Origin of the sequence: Lentzea albida, assembly GCF_900111005.1 — a bacterium.
GTDB lineage: Bacteria > Actinomycetota > Actinomycetes > Mycobacteriales > Pseudonocardiaceae > Lentzea > Lentzea albida.
In genome coordinates this window covers 66391-84258 of sequence record NZ_FOFV01000028.1, presented here as the reverse complement: position 1 = coordinate 84258, position 17868 = coordinate 66391, and the positions used below count along the sequence as shown (strand labels likewise).

General features: G+C 71.6%; 1 protein-coding gene. It reads left to right on the top strand.

Features of this window, described 5'->3' with window-relative positions; genetic code table 11:
• Positions 1-131: 131 nt before the first annotated feature.
• On the top strand, positions 132-17840 hold the full coding sequence (locus BMY74_RS45915) for a type I polyketide synthase (protein ID WP_218159937.1): 17709 nt from the start codon (positions 132-134) through the stop codon (positions 17838-17840).
• Positions 17841-17868 lie beyond the last annotated feature (28 nt).

The window sequence follows — 17868 nt, the reverse complement described above, 5'->3', positions numbered from 1 at the left end:
AAATCACCCAGACCATGGCCGGAGTCACCGCGTCCGGACGGATCTCTTCTAGGGGATCTCCGAGTTGCGCCGACCCTACGATCCGAGCGCACTGCCGTTGCCCAGCCGGTCTTTTCCGAGGTGGTCCGCCGATGTCGATCGATGCCGACAACACGTCCAGCGATCCGGGCTCGTTCGACGGGTGGATCTCCGGGCGGTCTCGGTCCGAGGTCGTGCACGCCTCGCTCGCGTTGGTCAGGAAGCACCTGGCCGCGGCGCTGGGCGTCGAGCAGGCCGAGGTGGCCGACGCCGAACGCGGTGTGGCCGACCTGGGTCTGACATCCGTGATCGCGGTGGACCTGCACCGCCGGCTCCGCGCGGACACCGGTCTCGACCTGCCGGTCTCGCTCGCGTTCGACCACCCCACCCCGAGAGCGATGGCCGAGTACGTCGCGGGACTGTTCCTGGGAGATGCCGAAGCCGGTGCCCCCACCCACCGCGGCGGTTCCGGTGACGACGGCGACGATCCCGTCGTGATCGTGGGCACCGCCTGCCGCCTGCCCGGCGGGATCACGAGCCCGGACGAGCTCTGGGACCTGCTGCTCGACGGCGGCGAGGTGATCGGTCCGTTCCCCGAAGACCGCGGCTGGGACCTGGACGCCGTCTACGACCCCGACCCGGACCAGGCCGGCCGGACGTACGTGATGCGCGGTGGTTTCCTCGACGGCGCTGCGGATTTCGACGCGGACTTCTTCGACATCTCACCGCGCGAGGCGCGTGCGATGGACCCGCAACAGCGGCTGCTGCTGGAGTCCGCGTGGGAGCTCCTCGAACGGTCCGGAGTAGATCCCTCCTCACTTCGCGGAACCAGCACCGGAGTCTTCGTGGGAGCGGAGAACCACGAGTACGGGCCGGGCCTCGACCGCGCGCCCGACGGGGCCGAGGGCCACCTGATCACCGGCACCGCGGGCAGCGTGCTCTCCGGCCGGATCTCCTACGAGCTGGGACTGCGCGGTCCCGCGATCACCGTCGACACCGCCTGTTCGAGCTCCCTGGTCGCACTGCACATGGCCGCGCAGTCGTTGCGCGGCGGTGAATGCGATCTCGCGATGGTCGGCGGTGTCGCGGTGATGGCGACGCCTGGCTCGTTCCTCGCGTTCAGCAGGCAGCGCGGTCTGGCCGCGGACGGACGGTGCAAGGCCTTCGGCGCGGACGCGGACGGGACCGTGTGGAGCGAGGGCGTCGCGACCCTGCTGCTCGCACGACTCTCCACCGCTCGCGCGCGCGGCCATCGGGTGCTGGCGGTCCTGCGGGGATCCGCGGTGAACCAGGACGGCGCCAGCGCCGGACTGACCGCACCCAACGGTCTTGCCCAGCAACAGGTGATTCGCCAGGCGCTGGCGGACGCCCGTCTTGAACCGTCCGATGTGGACGCCGTTGAGGCGCATGGGACCGGAACCGCGCTCGGTGACCCGATCGAGGCGCACGCCCTGCAACGCGTGTACGGCAGGAGGCCGGTCGGAGATCCGGTCTGGCTGGGCTCGGTGAAGTCCAACCTCGGTCACACCCAGGCGGCGGCGGGTGTCGTCGGCGTCGTCAAGGTGGTCGAGGCGCTGCGCCGCGGCGTGCTCCCCAGGACGGTGCACGCGGACCAGCCGACACCGCACGTGGACTGGTCGGCGGGGGAGTTGCGGCTGCTCACCGGGAACACGCCGTGGCCGCCGACCGGCCGGCCCCGCAGGGTCGCCGTCTCGTCGTTCGGCTTCAGCGGCACCAACGCCCACGCCGTGCTGGAACAGGCACCCGAGCAGGACCCGGCCGGCTTTGAGCAGAGCACCTACGAGGGACCTGTTCCGTTGCTGCTGTCCGCGCGCGGTGAGGCCGCCCTGCGCGCCCAGGCAGGACTCCTGCGCGCCAGCCTGGGCACGGCAGGTTCCGAACTGGACGTCGCCTATTCTGCCGCCACCGGACGCGCGGCCCTGACCGATCGCGCCGTGGTGCTCGCCTCCGACACGACCGGACTGGTCGATGGTCTCGACGTGGTGGCTGAGGGGGGATCCTCGCCCTCGGTGGTCCAGGGGACGGCCAAGCACGGCCTCGTCGGGTTCGTCTTCCCCGGACAGGGCGCGCAGCGCAACCGGATGGGTCGGGCACTGCACGCCCGGTTCCCGGTCTTCGCGAAGGCGTTCGACGTGGCCTGTGCAGAGATCGACCCGCACCTCGACCGCCCGCTGCGGCAGATCGTGTTCGCCGAGCCCGGTTCGCCGGACGCCGCCCTGCTCGACCAGACCGCCTACGCGCAGCCGGCGTTGTTCGCGTTCCAGGTGGCGCTGTTCCGGCTGTTCGAGTCCTGGGGTGTGCGTCCGGACCACGTCACCGGCCACTCGATCGGTGAGGTCGCGGCCGCGCACGTCGCCGGCATCTGGTCGTTGGCGGACGCGAGCGCGTTCGCCGCGCACCGCGGGCGGCTCATGCAGGCGTTGCCCTCCGGTGGCGCGATGGTCGCGGTCAGGGCGACCGAGCAGGACGTGCGCGATCTCCTCTCCGACGACGTGTGCGTCGCCGCGGTGAACTCGCCGGGATCGGTGGTGCTGTCCGGTACCGAGAGCGCGGTGCTGGGAGCCGCGGAGATACTGGCCGAACGCGGGCATCGCTGCACGCGCCTCGCCGTCAGCCACGCGTTCCACTCGTCCCTCGTGGAACCGGCGCTGGCCGACCTGCGCTGGGTCGCGGAGGTCCTGACCTTCCGCGAGCCCTCGATTCCGGTGATCTCCACGGTGACCGGCGAGTTCGCCGGTGCCGACATGCGCTCGCCGGAGTACTGGGTGCACCAGGCCCGTGCGGCGGTGAGGTTCGCCGACGCGGTGGACACGATGGGCGCCGCCGGGGTGACCAAGGTGGTGGAGATCGGTGCGGACGCGGTGCTGTCGGCGATGGTCGCGGACCACCTCGACGCGCTCGTACTGCCCGCACTGCGCGAGGACGAGGACGAGGTCCGGTCCGTCCTCGCCACCCTTGCGAGGCTGCACGTGGCCGGGGTCGCGGTGGACTGGCGGGCGTTCTTCGCCGGGTCCGGCGCGCGGCGGGTGGACCTGCCGACCTACCCGTTCCAGCGTCGCCGCTTCTGGATGGACAGCCGCGCGACCGGCGCGGACGCGGCCGGCCTGGGGCTGAACCCCGCGGGGCATCCGCTGCTGGGCGCCGCGGTGCGTTTCGCCGGTTCCGACGAGGCCGTGCTCACCGGCGTGCTGTCGGCGGCGGCACAGCCCTGGCTCGCCGACCACCGCGTGAACGGGGTGGTGCTGTTCCCCGGTACGGCCTTCCTCGAACTCGCGATCAGGGCGGGCGACGAGGTCGGGTGCAGTGCCGTCGACGAACTGACCCTGGAGGCGCCGCTCGTGCTGCCGGACCAGGGGTCCGTCCAGGTCCAGGTGTGGGTGGGCGAGCCGAACGGCGACGGACGGCGTTCGGTGGCCGTGCACTCCCGCCGTGCTGAGGACGGCGCGCAGCAGTGGTCGCGCCACGCGACAGGAGTCCTCGCGGCACGAGCACGCGGGGTTGAGACCGCGTTCACCGGGCAGTGGCCTCCGGCGGGCGTGGACGAGGTGGACATCAGCGGTTGCTACGCGGCGCTGGCCGAGCAGGGCTTCTCCTACGGACCGGCGTTCCAGGGCCTGCACGCGGTGTGGCGCCGGGACGACGAGGTCTTCGCCGAGGTCGGGGTGACCGCAGACGCGGCCGCCGGCGATTTCGGGCTGCACCCCGCTCTGCTGGACTCGGTGCTGCACGCTCTGGCGTTCTCGGACGCGGACGAGTCGCACGGCGTCCCCTTCTCGTGGACCGACGTGACCCTGCACGCCTCCGGAGCCACGGCGCTCCGGGTGCGGCTGAAGAGGACCGGACCGGACTCGGTGTCGGTGAACGCGGCGGATGCCGAGGGCGCGCCGGTGATCTCGGTCGCCTCTCTGGCCCTGCGTGCCGCCGCACCGTTCCAGGCGGTGTGGGGCGACGCGGACTCGGTGCTGAAGCTCGGCTGGGTACCGGTCGAACCGGGTGTCCCGTCCTCGCCGGGCAGCTGTGCCGTCGTGGGGGACGACCTGTTCGGGCTGGTGCCGGTCCTGCGGGACAACGGGGCGGAGGTCTCGCCGCGAGCAGTCCTGGCCGACGCCGTCGCCGCCGACGTGGTTCTGATCGAGCTGACCGGCTCCGGGGCCGGGACGGAACACGTTCTGGACACGACGGCACGGGCTTTGAGCACGCTCCAGGAGTTCCTCGCCGAACCGCGGTTCGACAGGTCACGCCTCGTGTTCGTCACCCGCGGTGCGGTCGCCGCGGGTGCGGAGGAGTCCGTGGTGGACCTCGCCGCGGCGGCCGCCTGGGGGCTGGTGCGGTCGGCACAGCTCGAGAACCCCGGACGGGTCCTGCTCGTCGACCTCGACGATGCCGAGGTTCCCCCCGAGGTCCTGGTGGGCGGGGTGGCGCTGACGGCAGTGGGCGAGACGCAGCTGGCGGTTCGTGGAGGCGTTCTCCTGGCGGGTCGGATGACGCGCCTGGGCGGGCTCGCGCCGGCGGCGGAGCACGCCTGGGACCCGCGGGGAACGGTGCTGATCACCGGCGGTACCGGCGGTCTGGGCCGGGAACTGGCGAGGCACCTGGTGGTCCGGCACGGCGTGCGGCACCTGCTGCTCGCGAGCCGGCGCGGAGTCGTGAACGCGGACCTCGTGGCGGAGCTGGCCGGACACGGCGCCTCGGTGAGGGTCGTCGCGTGCGACGTCGCGAACCGCGACGAGGTCGCCGAGTTGCTCGGCGGTGTGTCCGCGGAGCACCCGTTGACCGCGGTGGTCCACGCGGCGGGTGTGCTCGACGACGGTGTCGTGGATTCCCTCACCCCGCAACGGTTGCTCTCGGTGCTGGGGCCGAAGGCCGGCGGGGCCTGGCACCTGCACGAGCTCACCCGCGATCTGGACCTGGCGGCGTTCGTGCTGTTCTCGTCCTCTGCCGGGGTGCTGGGGGCGGCGGGGCAGGCGAACTACGCGGCCGCCAACGCGTTCTTGGACGGACTGGCTCACCACCGCCGGAGCCTCGGGCTGCCCGCGGTGTCGCTGGTGTGGGGCGCGTGGGAGCAGTCCACCGGGATGACGGCGGACCTGTCGGCCGTGGACGTGGAGCGCCTGGTGCGCTCGGGCATGCCGCCGCTGTCGGTGGAGCAGGGCGTCGCCCTGTTCGACGTGGCCCTGGCGGCCGACGAGCCCGTACCGGCGCCGATCCGGTTCGACCCGGCGGCGCTGCGTACGCAGGGTGACGTCCCGGCGGTGTGGCGCGGATTGGTGCCCGCGGTCAGGCGCAGGTCCACCGCGAGTGCGGCGATCGAGTCGGGGGTCTGGGCCCAGCGGACGGCCGGGCTGGACGCGGGCGAACGTTCGCGTGCGGCGCTGGACCTCGTGCTCGGCCGGGTCACCGCGGTGCTCGGGCATGCGGACACGTCGTCGGTGGAGCCGGGGCGGGACTTCCGGAGTCTCGGATTCGACTCTTTGACGTCCGTGGAACTGCGCAACCAGTTGGCCTCGGCCACCGGCCTGAGGCTGCCCGCGACGCTGGTGTTCGACTACCCGACACCAGCCGCGCTGGCGGGCTTCCTGCTGAACGAGATCGCGGGCGAGGACGCCGCGGCGCCGGCCACGATCGGTGTCCGGTCCACTTCGGACGATCCGATCGTGATCGTGGGGATGGCGTGCCGGTATCCGGGTGGGGTGACCTCGCCGGAGGACCTGTGGCGGTTGGTGGCCGAAGGCCGGGACGCGGTGACAGGTTTCCCGGTGAACCGCGGGTGGGATCTGGAGGGTTTGTTCGACCCTGATCCGGATCGTCCGGGGACGTCGTACACGAGGTCTGGTGGATTCCTGCACGACGCGGGTGAGTTCGATCCCGGGTTCTTCGGGATGTCTCCTCGGGAGGCGTTGGCGACGGATTCGCAGCAGCGTCTGCTGCTCGAGGTGTCGTGGGAGGCGATCGAGCGGGCCGGGATCGATCCGGTGTCGTTGCGCGGCAGCCAGACCGGCGTTTTCGCGGGCGTGATGTACAGCGACTACGCCATGCTGACCGCGGGTGAGGACTTCGAGGGGTACCAGGGCAACGGCGCCTCCCCGAGCATCGCGTCGGGTCGGGTGGCCTACACGCTGGGCCTCGAAGGCCCCGCGGTCACGGTCGACACCGCCTGCTCCTCCTCGCTGGTGGCGTTGCACTGGGCGATGCAGGCCTTGCGGGCCGGGGAGTGCTCGCTCGCGCTCGCCGGCGGCGTGACGGTGATGTCCACTCCGGACACCTTCGTGGAGTTCTCGCGTCAGCGAGGACTGTCCCCGGACGGCCGGTGCAAGGCGTTCTCCGACAGCGCGGACGGTGTGGGCTGGGCCGAGGGCATCGGCATGCTGGTGCTGGAGCGCCTGTCCGACGCCCGGCTCAACGGGCACCAGGTGCTGGCCGTCGTGCGGGGCAGCGCGGTGAACCAAGATGGTGCGTCGAACGGGCTTACCGCGCCGAATGGTCCTTCGCAGCAACGGGTCATTCGTCAGGCTCTGGCGAGTGCGGGTCTGTCGCCGTCCGATGTGGACGTGGTGGAGGCGCACGGTACGGGTACGACGTTGGGTGATCCGATCGAGGCGCAGGCGGTGCTGGCGACCTACGGCCGGGACCGGGATCGGCCGTTGTTGCTGGGTTCGGTGAAGTCGAACCTGGGGCACACGCAGGCGGCGGCGGGTGTCGCCGGGATCATCAAGGTGGTGCAGGCGCTGCGGTACGGCGTTGTCCCGCAGACACTTCACGTGGACGCGCCTTCGTCGCACGTGGACTGGTCGGAGGGCTCTGTCGAGCTGGTGACCGAGCCCGTGTCGTGGCCGGAGGTGGGTCGGCCGCGTCGTGCGGCTGTGTCGTCGTTCGGCATCAGCGGCACCAACGCACACGTCATCATCGAACAGCCGGAGCCGGTGGCCGTGCCGGAGCCGGTGGACGTGCCGGTGGTGCCCTGGGTGGTCTCGGCGAAGTCGGAGTCCGCTCTGGCCGCACAGGTGGAACGGATCTCTTCGATCGCGGACGGCCGCGTGGATGTGGGCTCGGCTCTGCTGGGGCGCTCGATGTTCGGGCACAGGGCGGTGTTGCTGGCGTCGGAGGAGGGTGTCGCCGAGGTCGCTCGTGGCGTGGCCGGGGAGCACGGACTGGCCTTCTTGTTCTCGGGTCAGGGGTCGCAGCGGCTGGGGATGGGCCGTGGTCTGCACGAGCGGTTCCCGGTGTTCGCGGAGGCGTTGGACGAGGTGCTGGCTCGGTTGGAGCCGGGGCTTCGGGACGTCATGTGGGGTGCGGATCAGGAGTTGTTGAACCGCACTGGTTTCGCTCAGCCTGCGTTGTTCGCGGTCGAGGTGGCGTTGTTCCGCCTGGTCGAGTCGTGGGGTGTCACACCGGATTTCGTTGCGGGGCACTCGATCGGTGAGGTGGCGGCGGCGCATGTGGCGGGTGTGCTGTCGCTGGATGACGCCTGCACGCTGGTGCGGGCGCGTGCCGGCTTGATGGAGGCGTTGCCGTCGGGTGGCGCGATGGTGGCGATCGCGGCGACCGAGGCCGAGGTCTTGCCGTTGCTGGGCGAGGGCGTCTCGGTCGCGGCGGTGAACCGGGCGGACTCGGTGGTGGTCGCGGGCGACGAGGCGGCGGTGCTGGAGATCGCCGCTCGGTTCGAGGACCGGAAGACGTCGCGGTTGCGGGTGTCGCACGCGTTCCACTCGCCGTTGATGGAGCCGATGCTGGCCGAGTTCGCCCGGGCTCTGGAGGGTTTGTCTTTCGCTGAGCCGCGCATTGCGTTGGTGTCGAACGTGACCGGCGGCCTGGTGACCGATGAGGTGTGTTCGCCGGAGTACTGGGTGCGGCACGTGCGGGAGGCGGTCCGGTTCGCCGATGGCTTGCGGGCGTTGACGGACGCGGGTGCGTCGGCGTTCCTGGAGCTGGGACCGGACGGTGTGCTGACCGGCCTGGTCGAGGACGGCCTCGCGGTTCCCGCCCTGCGCAAGGACCGCGACGAGGAGACCTCACTGCTGACCGCGCTGGGACGGCTGCACGTCGACGGTGTGGACGTGGACTGGCGTGGTGTCGTCCCGGGTGGACGGTTCGTCGACCTGCCGACCTACGCCTTCGACCACGAGTGGTTCTGGCCGGCGCGGTCGGCGTCCGGCGCGAACGCGGCCACCCTGGGGCTGGAACCGGTCCGGCATCCGCTGCTCGGTGCGGCGGTGTCCGTCGCGGGGTCGGGTGAGGTGGTGCTCACGGGCCGTGTGTCGACATCGGCGCAGACCTGGCTGGCCGACCACGAGGTCGGGGGAGCGGTGCTGTTCCCCGGCACGGGTTTCCTGGAGCTCGCGATCCGCGCGGGCGACCAGGTCGACTGCCCCCGCGTCGAGGAGTTGACGCTCGCGTCGCCGTTGGTGCTGCCCGAGCGGGGTGAGGTGCAGGTCCAGGTGTGGATCGGTGCACCCGGCGACACGGGCAGGAGGCAGATCCGGATCCACTCCCGTCCGGTGGTGGGTGGCGCGGAGCGCGACTGGGAGGAACACGCCGCCGGCACACTGGCCGCGCAACCGCCGTCCGGCGTCGCCGTCGGCGCGGGCGTCTGGCCACCCTCCGGCGCGGAGCCGGTCGACGTCGACGGGTGCTACGACGTCTTCGCCGGGGACGGGTTCGTCTACGGGCCCGCGTTCCAGGGACTGCGGGCGGCGTGGCGCAGCGGTGACGACCTGTTCGCCGAGGTCGTGCTGCCGGAGACCCGTGCCGCTGAGACGACCGGTTTCGGCGTGCACCCGGCGTTGCTGGACTCGGCGTTGCACGTCTCGATGCTGGTCGACGAAGCAGGTGGCGGACTGCCGTTCCTGTGGGAGGGCGTGTCCTTGCACGCCACCGGGGCAGCGCTGCTGCGGGTGCGGGTGACCAAGAACGCGGCGGACTCCTTCACCCTGGTGGCGGTGGATGCCGATGGTGCGCCGGTGGTCACCGTGGACACGCTCGTGGTGCGTCCTCCGCTCACAGCGGCGGCGAAGGCGGCCCAGCCCACTCCGGAGTCGTTGCTGCGCCTCGAGTGGATACCCGCGGGGGAGACCGCGGGGGAACTCGTCCGGTTCGGTGTCGTGGGTGGCGAGGAGTTCCCCCTGGGCGCGGCCGTCGGTGAGCACGTCGCGGCGGGATCGCTGGCCGATGCCGCCGCCGCGCCGCCAGAGGTGCTGGTCGTTCCGGTGGCCGGTGACTCCGCCGGTGGACCGCGCTCCGTCGCGGCGCTGACGTCCTGGGTGCTCGAGCTGGTTCAGGACCTCCTCACCGACGAACGGTTCGACCACACCAGGGTCGTGTTCGTGACCTCGGGGGCGGTCGCGGTCGACAGCGGCGAACGGGTGCAGGACTACCCGGCCGCCGCGGTGTGGGGCCTGGTGAGGTCGGTGCAGTGGGAGAACCCGGGACGGTTCCTGCTCGCCGATGTCGGTGACAGGGACACGTCGCCGGCCGTGCTGCCGAGCCTGCCCGCGCTGATGAGCGCGGGTGAAACGCAGGTCGCGGTGCGCGCGGGGGTCGCTCGGGTGGCGAGGCTCGCCCGGCTCGACGACAGCGCGCTGATGCCCCCCGGCCCTGGGGCGTGGCGGCTCGCGATCAAGGACAGGGGCAGTCTCGACAACCTCCTGCTGGAGCCGTGCCCGGAGGTGCTGCGCCCCCTCTCCGGCCGCGAGGTCCGGATCCGGGTCTCCGCGGCCGGGGTGAACTTCCGCGACGTGCTCAGCGCGCTCGGGATGTACCCCGGTGACGCGGGAATGCTCGGCGGCGAGGCCGTGGGTGTGGTGTCCGAGATCGGTCCCGACGTCACCGGTGTGCGGCTCGGTGACCGGGTCATGGGAATGGTCCCCGGTGGTTTCGGACCCGTCGCCGTGGTCGACGAGCGCTACGTCGTGCCGGTGCCGCAGGACTGGACGGACGAGGTCGCCGCGGCTGTTCCGGTCGTGTTCATGACCGCCTACCGGGGGCTCGTCGGTCTCGCCGGCCTGCGTGCCGGCGAACGGGTGCTGGTGCACGCGGGTGCCGGCGGTGTCGGCATGGCCGCGATCCAGCTCGCCCAGCACCTCGGTGCCGAGGTCTACGCGACGGCCAGCCGCGGGAAGTGGGACGTGCTCCGCTCGCTCGGGATCCCGCTGGAGCGGATCGAATCGTCGCGGACGGTGCACTTCCAGGAGAAGTTCCCCCCGGTGGACGTGGTGCTGAACGCGCTGTCAGGGGAGTTCGTCGACGCCTCGCTGAGGTTGTTGCGCGAGGGCGGCCGGTTCGTCGAGATGGGCAAGACCGACGTCCGTCAGCCGTCGGAGCTGTCCGGTGTGGACTACCAGGCGTTCGACGTCGCGGTCCTCGATCCCGACAGCGCCCAGCACGTCCTGCGTGAACTGGTCGAACTACTCCGCAGCGGGGCGTTGGAGCCGTTGCCCGTCACGACGTGGGACGTGCGGCGTGCGCCGGAGGCGTTCCGGTTCATGAGCCTGGCCCGGCACGTGGGCAAGATCGTGCTGACGATCCCGAAGTCGTGGAACCCCGAGGGAACCGTGCTCATCACCGGGGGTACGGGTGGTCTCGGCAAGGAACTGGCGAGGCACCTGGTCGCCGGAGGCGGTGTTCGGCACCTGCTGCTCACCAGCAGGGCGGGTCTCGCCGCGCCCGGTGTGCCGGAGCTGGTCGAGGAACTCGAGGGACGCGGCGCGGTCGTGTCGGTAAGCCCGTGCGACGTCGCCGACCGGGAGGCGCTGCGCGAACTGCTCGCCGCCGTCCCGGCCGAACACCCCCTGACCGCCGTCGTCCACGCGGCGGGCGTGCTCGACGACGGCGTGGTGACGTCGCTGACACCGGACCGGTTCGTCCGAGTGCTGCGACCGAAGGTGGACGGCGCGTGGAACCTGCACGAGCTGACGCGGGACCTGGACCTCGCCGGGTTCGTGCTGTTCTCGTCCGTCGCGGGCCTCATGGGCAGTCCGGGGCAGGCCTCCTACTCGTCGGCGAACGCGTTCCTGGACGCGCTGGCCCACAACTGCAGGAACAGCGGTCTTCCCGCGACCTCGCTGGCCTGGGGGGCCTGGCAGCAGTCCGGCGGCATGACCGCCACCCTGTCGGACACCGACATCCAGCGGATGACCCGCGACGGCATGCCGCCGCTGTCGGTCGAGGAGGGGCTGCGGCTGTTCGAGCACGCGCTCGGCGCGGACGAGCCGCTCACGGTGCCGCTCCGGCTCGACGTCCCCGCGGTGCGGGCCAAGGGCGAGGTGCCCGCACTGTTGCGCGCCCTCGTCGGGGGCTCCCGTCGGACCGCGTCCCGTGCCGGTGCGTCCAGCTCCTCGAAGTCTCTCGTGCGGCGCTTGGCCGAACTGCCCGGTGACGAGCGGGTGCGCGTGCTGGTCGACCTGGTCCGCGCGGAAGCGGCGGCGGTGCTCGGGCACGGCAGCGCGGCCGCGCTCGAGAAGGGACTCGAGTTCCGCGGGCTGGGCTTCGACTCGCTCACCTCGATCGAACTGCGCAACCGGCTCGTCGCCGCCACCGGACTGCGACTGCCCGCGACCCTCGTGTTCGACCACCCCACACCGGACGTGCTGGCGGGGTTCCTGGTGCGGGAGTTGACGGGCTCGGACGACGCGGTCGTCCCGGAGGACGCTCCTGCGGCCGTGACGACGGACGACCCGGTCGTCATCGTGGGCATGGCGTGCCGGTTCCCCGGCGGGGTGACCTCCCCGGACGACCTCTGGGACCTGGTCGCCGGTGGCACGGACGCGATCACCCGCATCCCCGGCGATCGGGGGTGGGCGCTCGATGCCGAGCGCAGTGCGACCGCTTTCGGCGGGTTCCTCGACGACGTCGCCGGGTTCGACGCCGCGTTCTTCGGGATCTCCCCGCGCGAGGCGCTGGCGATGGATCCCCAGCAGCGGCTGCTGCTGGAGACGTCGTGGGAAGCGCTCGAGCGGGCCGGGATCGACCCGCAGTCGTTGCGCGGCAGTCAGACCGGTGTGTTCGCGGGGGCATCGAGCACCGATTACGCGAACCTGCTGGACGCCGGCTCCGAGGGACTGGTGCTGACCGGCAACACGACCAGCGTCATCTCCGGCCGGGTGTCGTACGCGTTCGGGTTCGAGGGACCGGCGATCACCGTGGACACTGCGTGTTCGTCCGCTTTGGTGGCACTGCACCTCGCCGCCCAGGCACTGCGTGGGGGTGAGTGCACCCTGGCGTTGGCCGGCGGCGTCTCGATCATGGCGGATTCGCTGATGTACAGCGAGTTCTCGCGCCAGGGCGGGTTGGCCTCCGACGGGCGCTGCAAAGCGTTCGCGGACACGGCGGACGGCACCGCCTGGGCCGAGGGCGTCGGCGTGCTCGTGCTGGAGCGGCTGTCGGAGGCGGAGCGCAACGGGCACCGGGTGCTCGCCGTGGTGCGCGGGAGCGCGATCAACCAGGACGGCGCGTCCAACGGCCTGTCCGCGCCGAACGGACCTTCCCAGCAACGGGTGATTCGCCTGGCCCTTCGTTCGGCCGGGCTCGCAACCTCCGACGTCGACGTCGTGGAGGCGCACGGGACCGGCACCGCGCTGGGGGACCCGATCGAGGCGCAGGCGCTGCTGGCCACGTACGGCCAGGACCGGGAGCGACCGTTGTTGCTCGGGTCGGTGAAGTCGAACATCGGCCACACCCAGGCCGCCGCGGGTGTCGCCGGCGTCATCAAGATGGTCCAGGCGATCAGGCACGGGCTCGTCCCGGAAACCCTGCACGTCGGCGAGCCGTCGTCTCATGTGGACTGGGACGGCGGCGCGGTGGAGCTGGCGAGGGGGTTGGTCGAATGGCCGGCGGTGGACCGGCCTCGTCGCGCGGGAGTGTCCTCCTTCGGGATCAGCGGCACGAACGGACACCTCATCCTCGAACAGGCTCCGGTGGCGGATCGGCCGGATCCGCTCGACGTACCCCTGGTGCCCTGGATCCTGTCGGCGAAGTCCCCGTCCGCGCTGTCGGCCCAGGTCGCAAGGCTGAGCTCGATCAGCGAGCCACGTGTCGAGGTGGCCGCGTCGCTGCTCGGTCGCTCGGTGTTCGAGCACCGGGCCGTCGTGCTGGCGTCCGAGGACGGTGTCGCGGAAGTCGCGCGCGGTGTGGCAGCCGGGGACGGCCGACCGGTCTTCGTGTTCCCCGGACAAGGCGCTCAATGGCAGGGCATGGGGAAAGGACTGCTGGAAACGTCATCGGTCTTCCGCGACAGCATCGAGGCCTGCGGCAGCGCGTTGGCGCCGTGGGTCGACTGGTCGCTGACCGACGTCCTGCGCGGGAGTGACGCCCTGGACCGCGTCGACGTGGTCCAACCGGTTTCGTGGGCTGTCATGGTGTCCCTGGCAGCGCTGTGGCGGTCGTACGGCGTCGTACCCGCCGCGGTGGTGGGGCACTCGCAGGGTGAGATCGCCGCTGCTTGCGTGGCCGGGGTGTTGTCGCTGGAAGACGCCGCACGGGTCGTGGCGGTGCGCAGCCGCCTGATCGCGCGCGTGCTGTCGGGCAAGGGCGGGATGATGTCGGTCTCGGCCGGGGCCGACGTGGTGGCCCCCTACCTCGGACGGGCTTCGATCGCCGCCGTCAACGGTCCTTCGAGCGTCGTGATCTCCGGAGACCTGGACGACCTGGACCGGTGCGGTGCGGCCTGCGCGAGCGCGGGTCTGCGCACGAAGCGGATTCCAGTCGACTACGCGTCGCACTCGGCTCAGGTGGAGCTGCTGGAAGCGGAGTTGAAGGACGCGCTCGCCGGAGTGACAGCACGCGGGGGTGCGGTTCCCTGGTTGTCCACGGTGACGGGCGAGTGGGTCGAAGGATCCACTGTGGACGGCTCCTACTGGTACGACAACCTGCGCAACCAGGTCGGGTTGCACGGTGCGATCGAGGCGTTGTCCGGACGTGGTCACGGTGTCTTCGTCGAATGCAGTCCGCATCCGGTGCTGACGGCCTCCATCCAGGACGCCGTCGACGCGGCCGTGGTGGGCACCTTGCGTCGGGACGACGACTCACTCGCACGAGTGCTCACCTCACTGGCGGAGGCGTTCGTCCACGGGGTCGACGTCGACTGGCGGCAGGTCGTGCCCGCCGGGACCGGTGTGGAGCTGCCCGTGTACCCCTTCCAGCACGAACGGTTCTGGCCACGGGGAACGGGTTTCGCCGGCGACGTCGCGGCCGTGGGAATCGCGTCGGCGACGCACCCGCTGCTCGGCGCGGCGGTGCCGGTCGCGGGTTCGGGCGAGGTCGTGCTGACCGGCCGCCTGTCGCTCGCCACGCACCCGTGGCTGGGCGACCACCGGATCGGTGGCCAGGTGTTGTTCCCCGGGACCGCGTTCCTCGAGCTGGCGATCCGCGCCGGGGACGAGGTCGGCTGCGGCCTGGTCGAGGAGCTGACCCTGGCCGCGCCGCTGGTGTTGCCGGAGTCGGGTGCCGTGCAGACCCAGGTGTGGATCGGTGTGGCGGATGAGCACGGACGTCGTGAACTGCGGGTCCACTCGCGTCCGGCCGACGGGGGTGAAAGCGGCTGGACCCAGCACGCGACCGGCACGCTCGCCGTCGAGGCTCTCGGCTCGACGGCCGACGGGGAGGCGTGGCCGCCCGCGGGCGCCGAGCCGGTGGACCTGGACGCGTGCCGCGAGTCCTTCGCAGAGGCGGGATTCGACTACGGTGCCGCGTTCCAGGGTTTGCGAGTCGTCTGGCTCCGCGGGAACGAGGTCTTCGCCGAGGCCGAGTTGCCGGAACACGTGCACGACGGTTCGTCGTACGGCATCCACCCGGCGTTGCTCGACGCGGCACTCCACGCGACCTCGCACCTCGACCTCGGCGAGGACGCGGGCATGCTGCCCTTCTCCTGGCGGGGTGTCTCCCTGCACGCCTCCGGTGCCTCGTTCGTGAGGATCCGGTCGGCGAAGAACGAGGACGGCTCGGTCGCACTGACCGCACTGGATCCGGAAGGTTCCCCGGTCCTGTCCGTCGCCTCGTTGAGCTTCCGGCCGGTTCATCGGGCGGCCGCCCCGACGGCCACACCCGCGTCGCTGCTCCGCGTCCGTTGGATCCCCGCGGATGTCGTGGCCCCCGCTTCCGACGTGAGCTTCGGGGTGTTGGGAACGGAGTGGGAGATGGGCATCGCGACCGTCGCCGGCTCCCTGCGCGAACTCACTTCGGCACCACCCGACCACGTGCTGGTCCCCATCGCCGGTCGGGAGGCACCCCGGCGTGTCACCTCCGAGGTGCTGAACCTGGTCCAGGAGTTCCTCGCTGACGAACGGTTCGGGGCGTCGCGGATGGTGTTCGTGACGCGGGGCGCTGTCGCCGTCGACCGCGACGACACCGTGGTGGACGTGGCCGCGTCGGCGGTGTGGGGCCTGGTTAGGTCGGCACAGTCGGAGAACCCGGATCGCTTCCTGCTGGTGGACGCGGACGACCCCACCTCGGTCGCGGAAGCGGTCCGCACGTCGGCGCCGGGGGAGACACAGCTGGCGGTGCGGGGCGGTGCGGTTCATGCGGCCCGCCTCGGTGCCGTGGACTCACTGGTTCCGCCTGTGGGGGTCCCGTGGCGGTTGGACAGCCGCGCCAAGGGCAGTCTCGACGCACTGTCGCTGGTGCCCTGCGCGGACGTGCTGGAGCCGTTGACCGGCAGGGAGATCCGAGTGCGGGTCACGGCGGCCGGGGTGAACTTCCGGGATGTGCTCACCGCGCTGGGGATGTACCCCGGAGACGACGTCCTCCTGGGAGCCGAGGCGGTGGGCCACGTCGCGGAGATCGGTCCGGAGGTGACCGGCGTGCGACCGGGCGACCGCGTGATGGGGTTGTTCACCGCTGCGTTCGGACCGATCGCCGTCATGGACGAACGCCACGTCGTGCGGGTGCCCCCGGACTGGACCGATGAGGTCGCCGCTTCGGTACCGGCCGTGTTCACGACCGCCTACCACGGCCTCGTCGACCTCGCGCACCTGCGCGCGGGCGAACGCGTGCTGGTGCACGCAGGCGCCGGTGGTGTCGGCATGGCGGCCGTCCAGCTGGCCCGGCACCTGGGGGCGGAGGTGTTCGCCACCGCGAGCGAGGGGAAGTGGGACGTCCTGCGTTCTCTCGGTGTCGCGGACGACCACATCGCCTCTTCGCGGACGACGGAGTTCGGGCACCGCTTCCCCGGTGTCGACGTCGTGCTCAACTCGCTGGCGGGGGAGTTCGTCGACGCGTCGCTGGCCCTGCTCGGCGACGGCGGGCGTTTCGTCGAAATGGGCAAGACCGACATCCGGCAGCTCACCGGCGCGGGCGGTGTGGACTACCTGCCGTTCGACCTGAGCGAGGTGCACCCGGACCGCGTGCAGCGCATCCTCCTCGACCTGGTGGACCTGTTCGAGGAGGGGGCGCTCCAGCCGCTGCCGGTGCGGACCTGGGACGTGCGGCGGGCTCCGGAAGCGTTCCGGTTCATGAGTCTGGCCGAGCACGTGGGCAAGATCGTCCTCACGATGCCGCGCGAGTGGGATCCCGACGGAACCGTGTTGATCACGGGCGGTACGGGCGGACTCGGCACCGAGCTCGCCAGGCACCTGGTGTCCACCCGGAACGTGCGACACCTCCTGCTGGTCAGCCGCACCGGCGAGACCGAACCTGGTTTCCTCGACGAGATCGCCGGACTCGGCGCCGTGGTCACGGTCGCGAACTGCGACGTGGCGGATCGCAGCGCACTGGCGGAGGTGCTCGGCACCATTCCTCCCGAACACCCGCTGACCGCGGTGGTGCACGCCGCAGGTGTGCTCGACGACGGCGTCCTCGGCTCCCTGACGCCGGAGCGACTCGATGCGGTGATGCGGCCCAAGGTGGACGCCGCCGTGCACCTGCACGAGCTGACCCGCGATCTGGACCTCCCCGGGTTCGTGTTGTTCTCCAGCCTGGCCGGTGTCGTCGGGAACGCCGGCCAGGCGAACTACGCCGCGGCCAACGCGTTCCTCGACCGCCTCGCGGAACACCGCAGGAGCCGAGGCCTGGCGGGGATCTCGCTCGCCTGGCCGTTGTGGGAGCGAGCCACCACCATGACGAGCGCGCTCGGGAGCACCGACGTGCGCCGGATGGAGAACGACGGGCTGCCACCGATCAGCACGGAGCTGGGGCTCACCCTCTTCGACGTCGCGACGGGGTCGGACGAGGCCGCCGTGGCCCTTACGGGCGTCACCGACTGGCGGATGTCGGGCGAGGTGCCCGCACTCCTGCGCGGGCTGGTGAGGGCGGCGCGACGCACGGCCGCCGCGGGCGGAACCGGCCGGGCGAGTCTCGGCCGGCGGCTGCTGTCGGTCAGGACCTCCGACCGTGTGCCGTTCGTCGTCGACTTCGTGCGGTCGGAGGTTGCGGCAGTCCTGGGGCACGACGGCAAGGCCCTGGTCCAGGCGGAGCGGGAGTTCCGGCAACTCGGACTCGACTCGCTGACCGCCGTGGAGCTGCGCAACAGGTTGAACGCCGCCACGGGGCTGAGGCTGCCGGCGACCTTGGCATTCGACCACCCCACGCCTCGTGTCCTCGCCGAGCACCTGGTCGGCGTACTGGGAGTGGGTGAGGGACCGGACGAACACGCATCCGCACTGGCCGACCTCGATCGACTCGACGCGCTGCTGGCCGCGAGCGTGTTCGACGAGGACGCGAAAGCCGGTGTGACCGCTCGACTGCGCAGGCTCCTCGAGAAGTGGGGCAGCCAGGTGAGCACGGCCGGCTCCGCGGCCCAGCACATCGAATCGGCCAGCGCGGACGAGGTGCTGGCGTTCATCGACAGGGAATTCGGCCAGAGCACCACCGATTGATCCGGTCCATCTCGAGGTGAGGGATTCT

Coding starts and splice junctions, on each gene's coding strand:
- BMY74_RS45915 (WP_218159937.1), top strand. CDS start 132: ATGTCGATCGATGCCGACAACACGTCCAGCGATCCGGGCTCGTTCGAC.